Raw genomic sequence first — 13,440 nt, 5'->3', positions numbered from 1 at the left:
GTGGAGGATCGGATGGAGGCGGCCGGGCGGAAGGCCATGGACCCGTCGTGCGAGCGCGAGGTTCGGTGCTTCTATGCGGGAACGCCGGCGCATCCGGTCTATGTCGATCATCTGCAGTCGCCGCGCGCGGCCACGGACAGGGCGCCCGTCGTCATGGTCCACGGCGCCGGTCACACCGGGACCTGCTATCTGGCGACGCCTGACGGGCGGCCGGGCTGGGCGGTGCGATTCGCGGCGACGGGCCGGGACGTCTTCGTGCCGGATTGGCCCGGTCACGGCCGCTCGCCGCAACCGGTGGATTTTCCGCGGCTCGGGACCGCGGATGTCGCGACCTCTCTGCTGGCGCTGATCGAGCAGGTCGGCCCTTCCGTGCTGCTGGTGCATTCGGCGAGCGGGCCGATGGCATGGTGGATGGCGGAGCGGCGTCCCGATCTCGTCCGCGCGGTGATCGGCATCGCGCCGGGGCCGCCGGCCAATCTGCTGCGTGATCTGCCGGACGATCCCTCCGCGATCCTCACCTTGCGCGATGACGCCAGCGCCGGTCATCCCGTCTACTCGAGTGAGGACAGGCCGGTACGACTGACGGCGGAATTCGCCGCCGCCTATTGGGCCAATACGCCGCGCTTTCCGCGGCACGCGCTCGAAAACTACTGCCGTTCATTCGCGCCGGAAAGTGCGCGCATCCTGAACGAACGATTCAACATCGGCGGGCGTGGGCTCAGGATCGACGATCCCGCGCATCTGCGGTCAACGCCGATCATGATCGTGACCGGGGATCGTGACCCGCGCCATCCGCGCGAGATCGACGCGACAACGGCCGGCTATCTCGGCGCGGAGTTCGTTTGGCTTCCGGATCGCGGCATCAAGGGGAACGGTCACATGATGATGATCGAGGACAACAGCGACGATCTGGCCGCGATGGCCCTGGCCTGGCTCGACGCCGTCAGATGCTGAGCTCTCGGCCATGCCCGCGCATCGAAGGATTCGACAGATGAAATGGATCGCCTTCGCCGGTCTGCTTATCGTGCTTCCCGTCGCCGCACAGGCGCAAATCAGCGGCGACGCCGTCAAGCTCGGCGTCTTGACCGACATGGCCGGCGTGACCGCCGACATCACCGGCAAGGGATCCCTGGCCGCGGCCGAGATGGCGGCAGACGAAGCTGGAGGCAAGGTCCTGGGCAAGCCGATCCAGATCATCTCTGCCGATCACCAGCACAAGGCCGATGTCGGCACCGCGATCGCCCGCCGCTGGCTCGATGTCGAGGATGTCGATGCGATCGTTGATGTGCCGAATTCCGGCGTCGCGCTCGCAGTCCAGGGCCTTGCCCGCGAGAAGAAGCGCATCGTCCTCTATTCCGGTCCCGGCACGACCGCGCTCACCAATGAGCAATGCTCGCCCTACGGCTTCCACTGGACCTACGACACCTATGCGGTCTCCCACGGCACTGCGTCCGCGGTGGTCAAGGCCGGCGGCAGCAGCTGGTTCATCCTGGCCTCGGACTATGCCTTCGGCCATCAGCTCCAGCAGGATGCGACCAGCGTGATTACCGCTTCGGGCGGCAAGGTGCTGGGCGCCGCCCGTCATCCGCTCAACACGCCGGATTTCTCCTCCTTCCTGCTGAGCGCGCATGCCTCGGGCGCCAAGGTGATCGGCCTCGCCAATGCCGGCAACGACACCGTCAACGCGATGCGGCAGGCCGGCGAATTCGGCCTCGTGCAGGGCGGCCAGAGTCTTGCCGCGCTGATCCTGTTCCTCCAGGACGTGCACGCCCTCGGCCTCAAGGATGCGCAAGGCACTTACCTGACCACCGCGTCCTATTGGGACATGAACGAGGCGACGCGCGCCTGGTCGAAGGCGTTCTTTGCCAAGACCGGTATGATGCCGTCGATGCTGCATGCCGGCGTCTATGGCGCGGTGCGCCACTATTTCAAGGCCGTCGCCAGCGCCGGTACCGACGAGGCCGACAAAGTCGCAGCCGCCATGAAGGCGCTTCCTGTCGAGGATGTCTTCTCGGAAGACGCACGCGTCCGCGAAGACGGCCGCGTCACGCGCACCATGTATCTGGTCCGCATCAAGAAACCCTCGGATTCCAAATACCCCTGGGACTATTTCGAGATCGTGCGCAAGATTCCGCCTGAGGAGACGGTCTGGCCGCTCGCGGAAAGCAAATGCCCCCTTCTCAAGGGCGACCGGCGCTGAACGCGTCCAAATCGGTTGGCAGAGCCGCTCCATCCTGCGCATGATGGGTCGATGATATCGGCCCATATGCGGTTCCCGGACGGCTCGAAGACATGAAGATCACGCTGCTCAAATCCGAAGACTACACCCGCTCGCCCTGGAAGAACGGCGGCGGCATCTTCACCGATATCGCGGATGCTCATCGCACTGGCGCGCCGGCGAAGGATTGGGACAGCCTGCTCTGGCGCTTTGCGTCCACGCCGATCGTGGCGCCCGGTCCGTTCTCCTACATGCCGGGCATCGACCGCTTGCAGATGGTCGTCGCCGGGCGCGGGCTGGTGCTGAAAGCACCGGGGCAGGAATTCGACGAGCGCGAGCCGTTCACGACCGTGCGCTTCACCGGCGAGCTCGAGATCGTGACCGAGCTCGAGGCCGGTCCCGTCGAGGTCGTGAACCTGATGGCCCGGCGCGGTGCGGCGGAGATCGCGCTTCTGGCGCTCCGGGAGCCCGGCGATCGGCCATTGTCCGCCGGCACGCATCTGGTTTACGCGGTTTCCGGCAATTGCAGCATTCGTCTCAATAGCGAGGATCTTGTCATCCCCGACGGCAGCACGCTGAAGGTCGAGCTGACCGAGGCATCGCAGCTCGCGCTCGTTTCGGGGCTGGCGGTGCTGGGATCGATCCGGCTCGCCGGCTAGGCGGCAACCGCGCAGCCGATGCGCGCAATCCGGGCATCTGGCTAGGTTGACGCGGTCGCGCCGGAGCACGATATCTCCTCACGTGCAGACCGCCGCGAAGGGCCAGGATATGAACGCGCCAGACAAAAATCCGCCCGCCACGCTGTCCGACGGCGTCGTCGACTGGTTGACCAACGGCACGCGCGACGAGCGCTTCATCGACAATATCTTTGCGCAGATGTGTCTCCGCCTCCAGCAGGCCGGCATTCCGCTGAAGCGGTCCACGCTTCATGTCCTGATCCATCATCCGCAATGGCTGGGGGCCCGCTTCATGTGGTCCGACGGCATGCGCGAGGCCGAGATCGCGCGGGTCGATTACGACGTGCGCGAGCGGTCCGAATTCATAGGCAGTCCCGCCAACGAAATGTTCGAGGGGGCGACCGAGGTGCGCGAGAATCTCGAACGTGATCCGGCGCTCGGCCGCAAGCACGCGCTCTATGACGAGATGCGGACCAAGGGCCTGACCGACTATGTGGCCTGGCCGCTCTACCACACCCTCGGCAAGCGCCATCTCGTCACCTTCGCGACCGACCGTCCCGGCGGTTTCGCCGACGCGCACATCGCTGCGCTGAAGAAACTGTTGCCGGTGCTGGCGCTGGTCAGCGAAATCCGCATCAAGAACCGCCTGGCGCGAACGCTGCTCGAGACCTATGTCGGCTCCCACGCCGGTGAGCTGATCCTGGCCGGCGCCACAAGGCGCGGCACCGGCACCACGGTGCGCGCCGCGATCATGATCTGCGACCTCAGGGATTTCACGAAGATCTCCGACAACTGGCCGCGCGACGACGTCATCGACCTGCTCAACGATTATTTCGACGCGATGTCCGAGCCGATCGCGCGGCACGGCGGCGAGATCCTCAAATTCATCGGCGACGGCCTGCTCGCGATCTTCCCGCTCAGCCAGCCCAACGCCTGCGCAAACCTGCTGCATGCCGTCACCGAGGCCCGAGCGGCCATGGTCGCGCTGAACGAACGGAACCGTAGTACCGGCCGAGCGCCGCTGAACTACGGCATCGGCGTCCATGTCGGCGACGTCATGTACGGCAATATCGGCTCGACCACCCGGCTCGATTTCACCGTGATCGGCCCCGCCGTCAACATGGCCTCGCGTCTCGAGGCCCTCACCAAGCATCTGGGAAAAAAGGTGCTGCTGTCCCGCGCGTTCGCCGAGCTGGTGGAGCGGGAGTTCGAGCTGGAGCGGATGGGCGAACACGAGGTGCGGGGATTCAGCGAACCGATCGAGCTGTTTGCGTTTTAGCCGGGCTCCACGACGTGATCGCGAGCTGACGCGGGCGCCATCGGCCTTCGATCGGGGAGTCTTGTTGCCAACGCGGGAATGTCCGACTACGCTTTACCCTGGGTAGCCCAAACGTTCCCACGATTGGCCGCGCGTTCATGCCAAAATTTCTTCGCATCGGAGTCCATCAGTCCAACGTCTCCGGATACACGTCGAAGGCATGGTGTGTCAGGCGCGTTGGCTCGGCGGTTTTCCTGAAGTGGGGCGCCGTGGAGGTCCATGGCGCCGGAGACGGGCGCAAGGTCTACTGGTCGCGTCTGCCGCAGGAGAAGACCATTCGTTGCGGCACGGCGCAGCGTGCCCAGGACTACGCCAAGGCCGCGATCGCGCGGCGCCGCAACCATCGCTACGAGCCGCTGGCCGGGCCGATTGCGAACCGGCGCCCGTCGGCCGGCGGCAGCGCCGAGCCCAAACAGGCACTCGCCACCATCCTGATCGTCGATATCGTCGGCTCCACCGCAAAGGCCGCTAAGCTGGGCGACGTGCGCTGGACGAAGATCATGGGCCACTATTACGCGGCCGTCCGCAAGGAGCTGAAGACCTCGCGCGGCAAGGAAGTCACGACGACGGGCGACGGCGTGCTGGCGACTTTCAAGAAGCCCGCCGCCGGCATCACTTGCGCGACTGCGATCCAGAAAGCCGTGCGCACGCTGGGCCTCGAGATCAGGGTCGGTCTGCACGCCGGCGAATACACGGTGAGCGGTGGCGAAATGGTCGGCCTCGCCTTCCACATCGGCACCCGCGTCGCCGCCAAGGCACGCGCCGGCGAAGTCCTGGTGTCGAGCGCGGTGAAGGACCTGATGAAGACGCAGTCGACGATCAGCTTCAGGGATCACGGGGTGCATCAGCTCAAGGGCGTGCCGGAGCGGTGGCGGCTGTATAGGGTGGAGGGGTGAGGGGATGAGAATGCAGAGCGGTTCACATTTTGCCCCGAGGTGCTCGGTGCAACAGCGTTCACCTAGTCCGACTCTCATTTTTGGTGCGGGCTTGCCGCCTTGATGCCCGCGGTCAACGAAGGCGTGAGAGACACTTTGGTCGGACTAACCTTGGCGGCAAAGACCATGTTAGTGGCATCATAGTCTTGGGCAACACCATTGAGGAATCCGAAGCCCAGATTCGACTTGATCTTATTCGCGACGACAAACTTGGCTATGAGACTAACATTCTCCTTGAATAGGATTCTGATGCGCACGTCACCTGCCAGAATTGTCCGCAAACGATAAAGATCTGGTCGGCCAGCGATCGCCGCAAAACACTCGCGGGAAAAATTGGGTTTCTGCCCCGGGTACAGTCGGTACGTTCGAGCGGAAGAGACGGAAATCTCAACCCGCCGCAATACTTCTATCTCGTTTTCTTCGAGCCGAAGATCGGCCTTAGCCTTGTCAAAACCTAACGACTGCCTCAACGAAAGATCGAAATTGTGCAGAACATAAGCGTCTTTGGCTTTGGCAGATTTGAGCGCTGACAGTGGAATGTTGATTGGGCAATAGATCGAAGATTTCTCGCTCCAGACAGCTGCGGCTTCGAAGGTTCGCGGTTCTGTAAGTTCTAGAGCAATGACATTTCCGGGTAGGTACTGGTAGCGACCTTCATCTGGCAATATTCCAGATGCGGGCAACAACTGGTCGTAACCACGGTAATTCTTGGCAAGAACGTTCCTCAAGGTGGGTGTGGGTGCGCAACCTCCAAGGCCAATCGTCAAGATCGCTGCGACAACGCCGAATCGAACACCCATTTCGTCACCGCAGTGACGAAATGGGCACTGCCTTGACGGCGAAAATCAGTGGTTCGGCACTTTCTATGACAAAAGGCTTGTCAGCTGAACCGGTGCGAATGACACGGGACTTGAAGCTTAGATTTGCCGCGATCCTAGCTGCGATGGTGGCAGCAATGCCCAGATCCAATTTTCTGTCGAAGATGACACTGAGGGTAATCTTCCCGTACAGCACGCTTGCAATCGCATACCGAAAGTTCGGGCCGCACGAGCTGACCGAAGCGCTTACCGTGCTTTTGAGCACGTTTGCGCCTGGGAGATACATGCGACGAACATTTGTCCCGGTCGCCGTGACGGACTTCAGGTATTGGGCGTCAATGGCGGATAGTTTGAGCAGCACCTTATCTGGCGTGGCGCCTGACACGGTAATGTCGCCGGTCGCGCCGAACTGAGTGACTCTCTGAAAATCCCTAAATGGGGCGGCAGGCACATCGAACGGCTTCGGAATATTTTGGCCCGGGCAATACATTTCTACGTGTTCAAATACCCGACCGCCTCCCGAACCTGGCGATACGGCGAAATTCCACAGGTGGCCGGGATACGTCTGTCCCTGACGATTGGGATCGTCGGCAGCAACAGGAAGGCCAGTAAAAGGTACTAACACTGACCAGCCTGACCCATATGTCCCTGCGACTTGAGCCGCTAAGTCTTGATAGAAGAAATCTGCCGCCTTAGCGGGGCTGAAATTCAGACAAGCAAGTAAAGACAGTGCGGACGCAGCAATTGCGCGCATATGAAGCCCCCCTTAATTAAGGGGACTATATCGGCTGCTACCTAAGGTTCAATCAGAAAATGAACACGCAAGGCGACAAGCCGACGCAGCAGTATCACCCGAATTGAACTGTCGGCCTGCAGCTTAGGTTGAGGGTCACGCTTCGAGACGAGCTTTTCAGCGTCCATCAGCGTAAGGTTGCGGCCTGTCAACGTCAGGACAAGATCGTGGAAATATGCTCGATCTATTATCGGTGTCCTTGGCCGCTCACTGTCGCAATCGCTGCTCCTTTTGGCCTTATCTGGACTCTCCCTGAATCCCTTGGGTATTGCGTACACCGAAATGCCGTTTGTTAGTTGGACATGGGCGGAGTCGACATTGGCCATCGATCCAACTGGCGCGCCGATAAAGATACGGAGATTTTCTAATTCCAGTTGCCCCTCTGTGTGAGACTCTGTGCCTGGCGCGGGCACGGTCAAGATTTCCCTCGGATCAGCTGGTCGGCAAGTTCTTGCTTGGCTCACCTGCAAGACATCGGCGCCGCCCTCGCGTTGAGTTGTAACACCGAATAGTCGCGTACCTGGTAGAACAGTATTCTTTTCAAGACTCTGCACTGGGACCAAGGGTAACGCCTGCAGAGCAGCGGCGACATTCGCGGTTATCTGTCCTGCCGCTTCAGCAAGAGTAGTCATGCTGAGTGCAGAAATGAAGACAAGGGCAGTCGTTAGTTTTGCCATAGGCGTTCCACCAGTGCAGGCTGTCTACGCAAGGCTTGACGCGGATAGTAGAGCCTCGAATGTGGCTTTAGTATCTATCGAAGTCGTTCTAGACGGGTTGGCGCAGTCCGCCCGTGCGCTGGTGCTGCCAGCTTCGTCGCAGCCTTGACGCCAAAACGCTGTTCAGGTCGATCCCGTTCTAAACGCATTCAAGATCAGAGATCGCGCCGCCGCGATGAAAGCGGTGGGCTCGCCAGTGGCCGATTTTCATCGATTGATGAGCGGCAGCGAACTCCTTGATGGGAATAGCGTGAAGCCGGGGGAATTGTAAGACGAGCGGCTCCTCCGGCGAAATGGTCAGTCTCGCCTTCCACATCGGCACCCGCGTCGCCGCCAAGGTGCGCTGGCGAGGTTCTGGTGTCGAGCGCGGTGAAGGACCTGATGAAAACGCAGTCAACGATCAGCTTCAGGGATCACGGGGTGCATCAGCTCAAGGGCGTGCCGGAGCGGTGGAGGTTGTGGCGGGTGGAGTGAGGGGGCCCGACTGGGAGCCCGCATCAGTCGCACCGCGCCTCTGCTCGCAAGGCGGGTGGTCCACCTGAGCTTGCCCGTGAATTCAGGGTGTCCTGCCGGCCTCAACTCTCGAAAGGCGCGGCGTGATGATGTCACACACGTTCGGAATCTCGAGGGCGATCGGCCGCGCCTATTGATCGAGCCGAATCTGCGCGGTTTTGACGATGTCCTGCCAGCGCGCGATTTCTTCGGTCATCCGCTGTTTGAGCGGTGCGGGGCCTCGCTGATCCGGCGGCGGCAGAATCAAGCCTGCCTGTTCGAGCCTTCTGCGCACGCCGTCGTCGTCGAGCGCACCGCGAAGCGCATCGGCGAACCGGTCGCGAATGGCGTCCGGCGCGCCTTTCGGCAGGTAGAATGCGAACCAGCTCGACGCGACGAACCTTGCGAGCCCCGCTTCCGTCGCCGTCGGCGTGTCCGGCAATTGCGGAACGCGTGCGGGCGCCGAAACGGCCAGAAACCGCAAATGGTTGTCAGCCAGGAAGGGAAGAACGTCGCCCAGCAGCGCGCAACTGAAGTCGCTGCGGCCGGCGATCAGGTCGGTCATCGCCAGCGCCGATCCGCGATAGGGGACCCCGACCGGCCTGAACCCGACCACGTCGGTGAACAGCACGCAACTGATGTGGCTGATCGAACCGACACCCGCATGGGCCAAAGTGAGGTCCGGGCCGCGCGCCTTGGCGATCGCGATGAACGGCGCCATGCTGTCCGCGCCGAGGTCCTGGCGGGCGACGACGAGGATCGGCGTTTCTGCGACCAGGCCAATCGGCGTGAAATCAACCAGCGGATCGTAGCGCAGGTTCGGATATAGCGAGACCGATGCCGCATGCGTGCCGACGTGACCGCTGACCAGCGTATAACCGTCGGGCGCGCTTTTGGCGACGCGCGTCGAGCCGGTCGTGCCGCCCGCCCCGGCGACATTCTCGACAATGATCGGCTGCCCGAATTGTCGCGACATGTGCTCGGATACGATCCGGCTCATCACGTCATTCGGGCCACCCGCCGCGAACGGGACCACCAGTGTGATCGGCCGTGACGGAAACAGAGCCTCGGCCTGTGCCGCATTCAGCATTGTCAGCACCGCAGCTGCGGCAACGACGGGGCGAATGCGTTTCAGCCTCATGGGGTCCCGCTCCACTTGGCCTGTTGGGCGGCGCGGCCCGGCCGATCGGCGGATGCGGCGAGGACGCGGTCGACTTCGCGGCCCGACTGGCCGACGTATCGGGCCGGGTCCGCGGCTGCTTCGACCTCGTGCGGCGTGAGATGGGCCGTCACGGCCGGATCGCGCGCAAGGCTCTGGGCCAAGGTGAGCCCCGAAGCGATGGCGTGCGTGCATGCCGCGCCCACCATCTCGTGCGCATGATGGCGCCCGACGTGCGGAGCGAGCGCCATCATGACCGCCTCGGCTGCGATCAGTCCCTGTGTCCGGCCGAGATTGGCCTGCATCGCATCGGGTCTGACGACGAGTCCGGTACAGAGCCGGATGGCGTTTCCCATGGCCCGGGCGATCAGCATGAAGGCTTCCGGCAGCAGCAACCATTCGGCCTGCCACGGTCCCGTCGCCCGTTCATGGTCGTGGACCGAGGCATCGAGCATGGCGCTTGCGAGACGGCGCAACGCCGATCCGGTGCTGAGAATCTGCTCGCAGATGATCGGATTTCGCTTGTGCGGCATGGTGCTGGAGCCGCCATGGCCCTGGCCGCCCGGCTCCAGCACTTCGCCGACCTCGGTCTGTGCCATCAGCACGACATCGGTTGCGATCTTGCTCAGGCTCGTGGAGATCAGTCCGAGCAGGCAAACCGTCTCGGCCAAGGCATCGCGCGCGGCGTGCCATGCCACAAGCGGCTCGGCGAGCCCGAGTTCGCGGGCCAGCCCGGCGCGGACGCGATCGCCGTCGTCACCGAGCGAGGCGAAGGTGCCGACGGCGCCGCCGAACTGAACCTGCAGGACTCTTGGTCTGAGTTCGGCGAGACGTTCCCTGTGGCGCAGCAGGCCCGACAGCCAGACGGAAGCCTTGAAGCCGAAGGTGATCGGAATTGCGTGTTGAAGCTTGGTCCTGCCGACCATCGGTGTGTCGCGGTGGGTTCGTGCCAGCTCCGTGATCGCCGATATCAGGCTCTCCAGATCGCGCTCGACGAGTTCGAGCGCGTCGCGAATCTGCATCACGAGCGCGGTGTCCATGATGTCCTGGCTCGTGGCACCCCAATGGACGAATTCGCCATGGGGTTTGCCGGTGAGCCGGATCAGCTGCTCGACCAGATTCACGACCGGCAGTCCGGCGCGCAACGTGCCCGCGGCCAGCTCGTCGAGATCGAGCCGCTCCGCACGCGCAGCGGATGTGATGGCCGCCGCAGCCTCGGCTGAGATTACTCCGAGCTGCCCCTGAACCCTGGCCAGCGCGGCCTCGACCAGGAGCATCGAGGCCAGTGAATTGCTCTCGCCGAAAATGGCGCGCATCGGCGCGGTGCTGAAAATGTCGGCAAGGTGGCGGCTGCTGAAGACCGTCGCGGGCTCGAAACTCAGCATGGCGATGCCGCGATCGTCGATCGCGGAGCGGTCGTGTCGCTCTCTGTCACAGGCGTCCCGTCGTCGCGAACGTGGTCTGATAATCTGGAGAGCAATCGCCGCTTAAAAATTAGCCGCATCGGTCGATATCCGCCCCTCCGCCGTCACGCCTCATTGCGCGACTGTATGGCTCAGTATCGATCGAGCCTAGGCCACCTCTTCATCTCTCAAAAATGCATTGTTGAGATATGTGCGTTCTGAATCGAAGAACGCGGCTTTCGAGCGATCGATGCCATGATCCGTCTCTGATCCGCTGGTGGGCCCGGCAGGACTCGAACCTGCAACCAGACCGTTTTGAGCGACGGGATATGGATCAGCTTCGTTGATTCTGTTGTGTTTCGGTTGCCTTCGATCGCGTTTGTTGCGCTTCGTTCAAGTCGTTTCTGGTGCGAAACTGGTGCGGTTCATTCCGTCTTCCGTTTGAGATCGACGGCCTCGTCGTGCACGACCAGCTGCGCTTCGCCACTCAGGCAAGGGATGAGAGTGGGGTGGGATCTGCATGCCTGCGGGATCGCCCACTGTTCACGCAATTGTTCCTGGAGGCAGTCTCGAAGGTCGCTGATCGATCGGCATCTTTATATTGCATTTATATGCCGGTACACCTTATAATTGATGCTCTTCAAGAGATGCAAAATATCGGTCGCTGGCTTCCGGGTCCGAGCACGGGCGGCTGGAGTCGAGCACCTTTGCAAGGAGGGCAGCATGACGCTCAAGTCGGGATTCCAATTCGCGGAGGCGCAACTTCTGCTCGAGATGGCGCAGCATGCCTACGCCGGCACGCCATCGCTGACCGAAGCGGTGGCAACCTGCGGCGTTCCCTCGGTGCCCGATCCAAGCTCAAATTGGGCGATCCGCAAGGACCTCACCCCGACGAGTGCCACGCTATTGGATAATTACTGGCAGGTCTGGCAGAACCAGAGTGACACCACCCAATACGCGATCGCAGTGCGCGGCACGGTCGCAAGTGCGGCCAGCGTGTTGGCCGACTTGCTGTTCCCCCTGATCAATGCGCGCTTTGACGTGAAGCTCGGTCCGATCTCGCTGCCGTTCTACCTCACCCGCGATGAGGGTGACAGTGCGGTGAAGGCCGGTGTGCATTCGGGCTTCGCTCTGAGTTTGCTGCTCATGCTGTTCACCACCGATAGCCCATTGTTCGTGACCTTGGGGCTGCTCGCGGAGCAGGGCAACGACGTCTACATCACCGGGCACAGCCAGGGTGCCTCAATTGCCACGCTGCTGACCTCGCTGGTCCGGTACTCGACGGATGTTTTTAAGGGGCCGGCCTATAAGACCTATACCTTCGCGCCTGCCAAGGCTGGCAACGACCATTACGCATACGATTACGCGCGGCTTGCTGGGGTCGATGGATACGCTTGGGCCGTGACGTCGACGCAGGACTGGGTGCCGCAGGCACCGTTTGCCCTGGAGTGGATATCGGACCTCAACACGCCAAATCCGCTGCGTGGGTTCGGCGGCAGTCCCAATCCTGAGGCAATGGTCGCGCTCGGCAGCGTGGTCACCGACGGCGAGAGCGCGGTCAATCGCGTTCGCGACGATGTGGTGAAGCGGCTCAAGCAGCGGGTCGAGAGTCTTTCTCGGAGACTGACATCTGAGACGATCCATTTGAACGCCGGCGATCTCGGCGCGACAACCGCCGCAGCGATCACGGGATCGACGATCTCGGATATGATCCAACAGATCCTCGATCAGATTCAGGCCTCGCTGAACTATGCTGACGCCGGCTCGCTGCTGCCGCTATTCGCCGACCCGGGCGGCAACCCGACCGATGGGACGCCGGGATGTCAGAAGCTGGACTATTTCTGGCAGCACCACCTCGGCAACTACCTGAAATACATGAAGCAGCAGTATGGCGGCTGAGCCTGGAATGACTGCGTGTGCCCTCCGAGCGCACCACGTTCATCCTTATCGTTGTTTTGGCTGGATTTCGGCGACTGCCTCGCGCGGCGCCCATTGGTCCAAGCGATCATCGGCTTGTCCGCCGGTCAAAGTGAGCGGCGGGAATATGCTGTCGTAGATCGCACGCGCCTCGCGGATGAGGCGCTGCCGCTCGAGCTCGGATTTCGGAACGAATTGGACGACGTTGGTCATTCGTGTTCCGCCTGCACATGTTACTCGCGTGACGACGCTGGGTGAACTGACAGCCTCCATCGCCCACGAAATAACCCAGCCGCTGGCTGCCATTGCGTCGAATGCCGATGCGTGCCTGAAGTGGCTCGAGCGCGAAACGCCGGATCTGGACGCAGCCTGTCGCTCGGTGGAATGGATCATCGACGACTGCCATCGGGCGAGCGAGGTGATCCAACGCGTCCGCGCGCTTGCAAGAAAGACCGATATTGAGAAAGCGCCCATCGATATCAATAACGTCGTCGGGGAAATCATGAATCTGGTCCAGCGTGAGCTGATTGGCCGAGAGGTGTTGGCGCGTATGGAGTTAGCACCCAATCTTCCCAGGATTTTGGGCGATCGGGTCCAGCTGCAACAGGTTGTTATCAATTTGGTGATGAATGGAATCGAAGCCATGCAGCCCGTCACAGATCGCCCACGCGAGCTCGTGATCCGATCGGGCCAAGACGATGTACGCAGGGTGTTTCTGGGCGTGACGGACTCCGGCATCGGGATTTCTACTGAGGAAGCGGATCGCATATTCAATCCCTTCTTCACCACCAAGTCTGGAGGCATGGGCATGGGACTCTCGATCTGCCGTTCAATCGTGGAAGCTCACGGCGGACGGCTATCAGCCTCGTGCAACAAGGGGCCTGGAGCGACGTTTCAAATTGTCATGCCTTTGCCGGAAGACGATGCCGTCGAGGTCGAATGCCCGAAACCGCCGTCTGCCAGCGTGTAAGAGCACTGTCCGTGGCATCGATGT

Annotated in this window: 12 protein-coding genes and 2 pseudogenes; 8 read left to right on the top strand and 6 right to left on the bottom strand. The window is 62.1% G+C overall.

The genetic code is table 11. The features are described 5' to 3' along the window. The first annotated feature begins 36 nt into the window (after positions 1-36). The 5 genes from BM118_RS23945 (at position 37) to BM118_RS23925 (ending at position 5,109) form a co-directional block, all read left to right on the top strand. Positions 37-954, top strand: a complete 918-nt coding sequence (locus BM118_RS23945) for an alpha/beta fold hydrolase (RefSeq protein ID WP_244550216.1) — start codon at positions 37-39, stop codon at positions 952-954. 37 nt (positions 955-991) lie between these two features. Beyond that, positions 992-2,200: an ABC transporter substrate-binding protein gene (locus BM118_RS23940; protein WP_177234624.1), complete on the top strand. Its 1,209-nt coding sequence runs from the start codon at positions 992-994 to the stop codon at positions 2,198-2,200. Between the two features lie 92 nt (positions 2,201-2,292). Next, entirely contained in the window at positions 2,293-2,877 is a 585-nt protein-coding gene (locus BM118_RS23935) for a HutD/Ves family protein (protein WP_092187925.1), read from the top strand. Between the two features lie 109 nt (positions 2,878-2,986). Next, entirely contained in the window at positions 2,987-4,174 is a 1,188-nt protein-coding gene (locus tag BM118_RS23930; protein ID WP_177234623.1) for an adenylate/guanylate cyclase domain-containing protein, read from the top strand. A gap of 137 nt (positions 4,175-4,311) precedes the next feature. Then, entirely contained in the window at positions 4,312-5,109 is a 798-nt protein-coding gene (locus BM118_RS23925; RefSeq protein WP_092187923.1) for an adenylate/guanylate cyclase domain-containing protein, read from the top strand. A 74-nt stretch (positions 5,110-5,183) separates the two neighbouring features. Here the strand turns inward: BM118_RS23925 and BM118_RS40655 are convergent, their stop codons facing one another. From BM118_RS40655 to BM118_RS40650, 3 genes are read right to left on the bottom strand one after another with little or no spacing between them, the layout of a single operon-like run. Then, positions 5,184-5,948 carry a hypothetical protein gene (locus tag BM118_RS40655; RefSeq protein ID WP_143099510.1) on the bottom strand — a complete coding sequence of 255 codons (765 nt, stop codon included), beginning with the start codon at positions 5,946-5,948 and terminating at the stop codon, positions 5,184-5,186. A gap of 4 nt (positions 5,949-5,952) precedes the next feature. After that, a complete protein-coding gene (locus tag BM118_RS23915; protein ID WP_143099509.1) occupies positions 5,953-6,720 on the bottom strand; it encodes a hypothetical protein in 768 nt (255 codons plus the stop codon). A gap of 41 nt (positions 6,721-6,761) precedes the next feature. After that, a complete protein-coding gene (locus tag BM118_RS40650; RefSeq protein WP_143099508.1) occupies positions 6,762-7,436 on the bottom strand; it encodes a hypothetical protein in 675 nt (224 codons plus the stop codon). 320 nt (positions 7,437-7,756) lie between these two features. Between BM118_RS40650 and BM118_RS42405 the strand changes: the two are divergent. Beyond that, positions 7,757-7,949, top strand: a pseudogene (locus BM118_RS42405) (adenylate/guanylate cyclase domain-containing protein); the annotation flags it as partial. Between the two features lie 169 nt (positions 7,950-8,118). Here the strand turns inward: BM118_RS42405 and BM118_RS23905 are convergent. Together BM118_RS23905 and pcaB are read right to left on the bottom strand one after the other, a co-directional pair. Next, positions 8,119-9,108, bottom strand: a complete 990-nt coding sequence (locus tag BM118_RS23905; RefSeq protein ID WP_092187920.1) for a Bug family tripartite tricarboxylate transporter substrate binding protein — start codon at positions 9,106-9,108, stop codon at positions 8,119-8,121. After that, positions 9,105-10,511 (bottom strand): 3-carboxy-cis,cis-muconate cycloisomerase, encoded by a 1,407-nt coding sequence (gene pcaB / locus BM118_RS23900; RefSeq protein WP_092187919.1) that lies wholly within the window; start codon positions 10,509-10,511, stop codon positions 9,105-9,107. Before pcaB ends, BM118_RS23905 begins: the two co-directional genes overlap by 4 nt. Positions 10,512-11,252: 741 nt before the next feature. Between pcaB and BM118_RS23895 the strand changes: the two genes are divergently transcribed. Beyond that, positions 11,253-12,428, top strand: a complete 1,176-nt coding sequence (locus BM118_RS23895) for a lipase family protein (protein ID WP_177234622.1) — start codon at positions 11,253-11,255, stop codon at positions 12,426-12,428. Positions 12,429-12,473: 45 nt separating this feature from the next. Here the strand turns inward: BM118_RS23895 and BM118_RS23890 are convergent, their stop codons facing one another. After that, on the bottom strand, positions 12,474-12,659 hold the full coding sequence (locus tag BM118_RS23890; protein ID WP_092187993.1) for a hypothetical protein: 186 nt from the start codon (positions 12,657-12,659) through the stop codon (positions 12,474-12,476). A gap of 13 nt (positions 12,660-12,672) precedes the next feature. Here BM118_RS23890 and BM118_RS23885 point away from each other — a divergent pair. Continuing rightward, positions 12,673-13,416, top strand: a pseudogene (locus BM118_RS23885) (sensor histidine kinase); the annotation flags it as partial. Positions 13,417-13,440: the final 24 nt, after the last annotated feature.

The sequence above is a fragment of the Bradyrhizobium sp. cf659 genome, from assembly GCF_900113725.1.
Taxonomy (GTDB): domain Bacteria; phylum Pseudomonadota; class Alphaproteobacteria; order Rhizobiales; family Xanthobacteraceae; genus Bradyrhizobium.
This window is presented reverse-complemented; position numbering and strand designations above follow the sequence as displayed.

Bases quoted from the DNA above. Each gene is read 5' to 3' on its own strand.
- BM118_RS23945 (WP_244550216.1), top strand. From the start codon at position 37: ATGGACCCGTCGTGCGAGCGCGAGGTTCGGTGCTTCTATGCGGGAACG.
- BM118_RS23940 (WP_177234624.1), top strand. From the start codon at position 992: ATGAAATGGATCGCCTTCGCCGGTCTGCTTATCGTGCTTCCCGTCGCC.
- BM118_RS23935 (WP_092187925.1), top strand. From the start codon at position 2,293: ATGAAGATCACGCTGCTCAAATCCGAAGACTACACCCGCTCGCCCTGG.
- BM118_RS23930 (WP_177234623.1), top strand. From the start codon at position 2,987: ATGAACGCGCCAGACAAAAATCCGCCCGCCACGCTGTCCGACGGCGTC.
- BM118_RS23925 (WP_092187923.1), top strand. From the start codon at position 4,312: ATGCCAAAATTTCTTCGCATCGGAGTCCATCAGTCCAACGTCTCCGGA.
- BM118_RS40655 (WP_143099510.1), bottom strand. From the start codon at position 5,948: ATGGGTGTTCGATTCGGCGTTGTCGCAGCGATCTTGACGATTGGCCTT.
- BM118_RS23915 (WP_143099509.1), bottom strand. From the start codon at position 6,720: ATGCGCGCAATTGCTGCGTCCGCACTGTCTTTACTTGCTTGTCTGAAT.
- BM118_RS40650 (WP_143099508.1), bottom strand. From the start codon at position 7,436: ATGGCAAAACTAACGACTGCCCTTGTCTTCATTTCTGCACTCAGCATG.
- BM118_RS23905 (WP_092187920.1), bottom strand. From the start codon at position 9,108: ATGAGGCTGAAACGCATTCGCCCCGTCGTTGCCGCAGCTGCGGTGCTG.
- pcaB (WP_092187919.1), bottom strand. From the start codon at position 10,511: ATGCTGAGTTTCGAGCCCGCGACGGTCTTCAGCAGCCGCCACCTTGCC.
- BM118_RS23895 (WP_177234622.1), top strand. From the start codon at position 11,253: ATGACGCTCAAGTCGGGATTCCAATTCGCGGAGGCGCAACTTCTGCTC.
- BM118_RS23890 (WP_092187993.1), bottom strand. From the start codon at position 12,659: ATGACCAACGTCGTCCAATTCGTTCCGAAATCCGAGCTCGAGCGGCAG.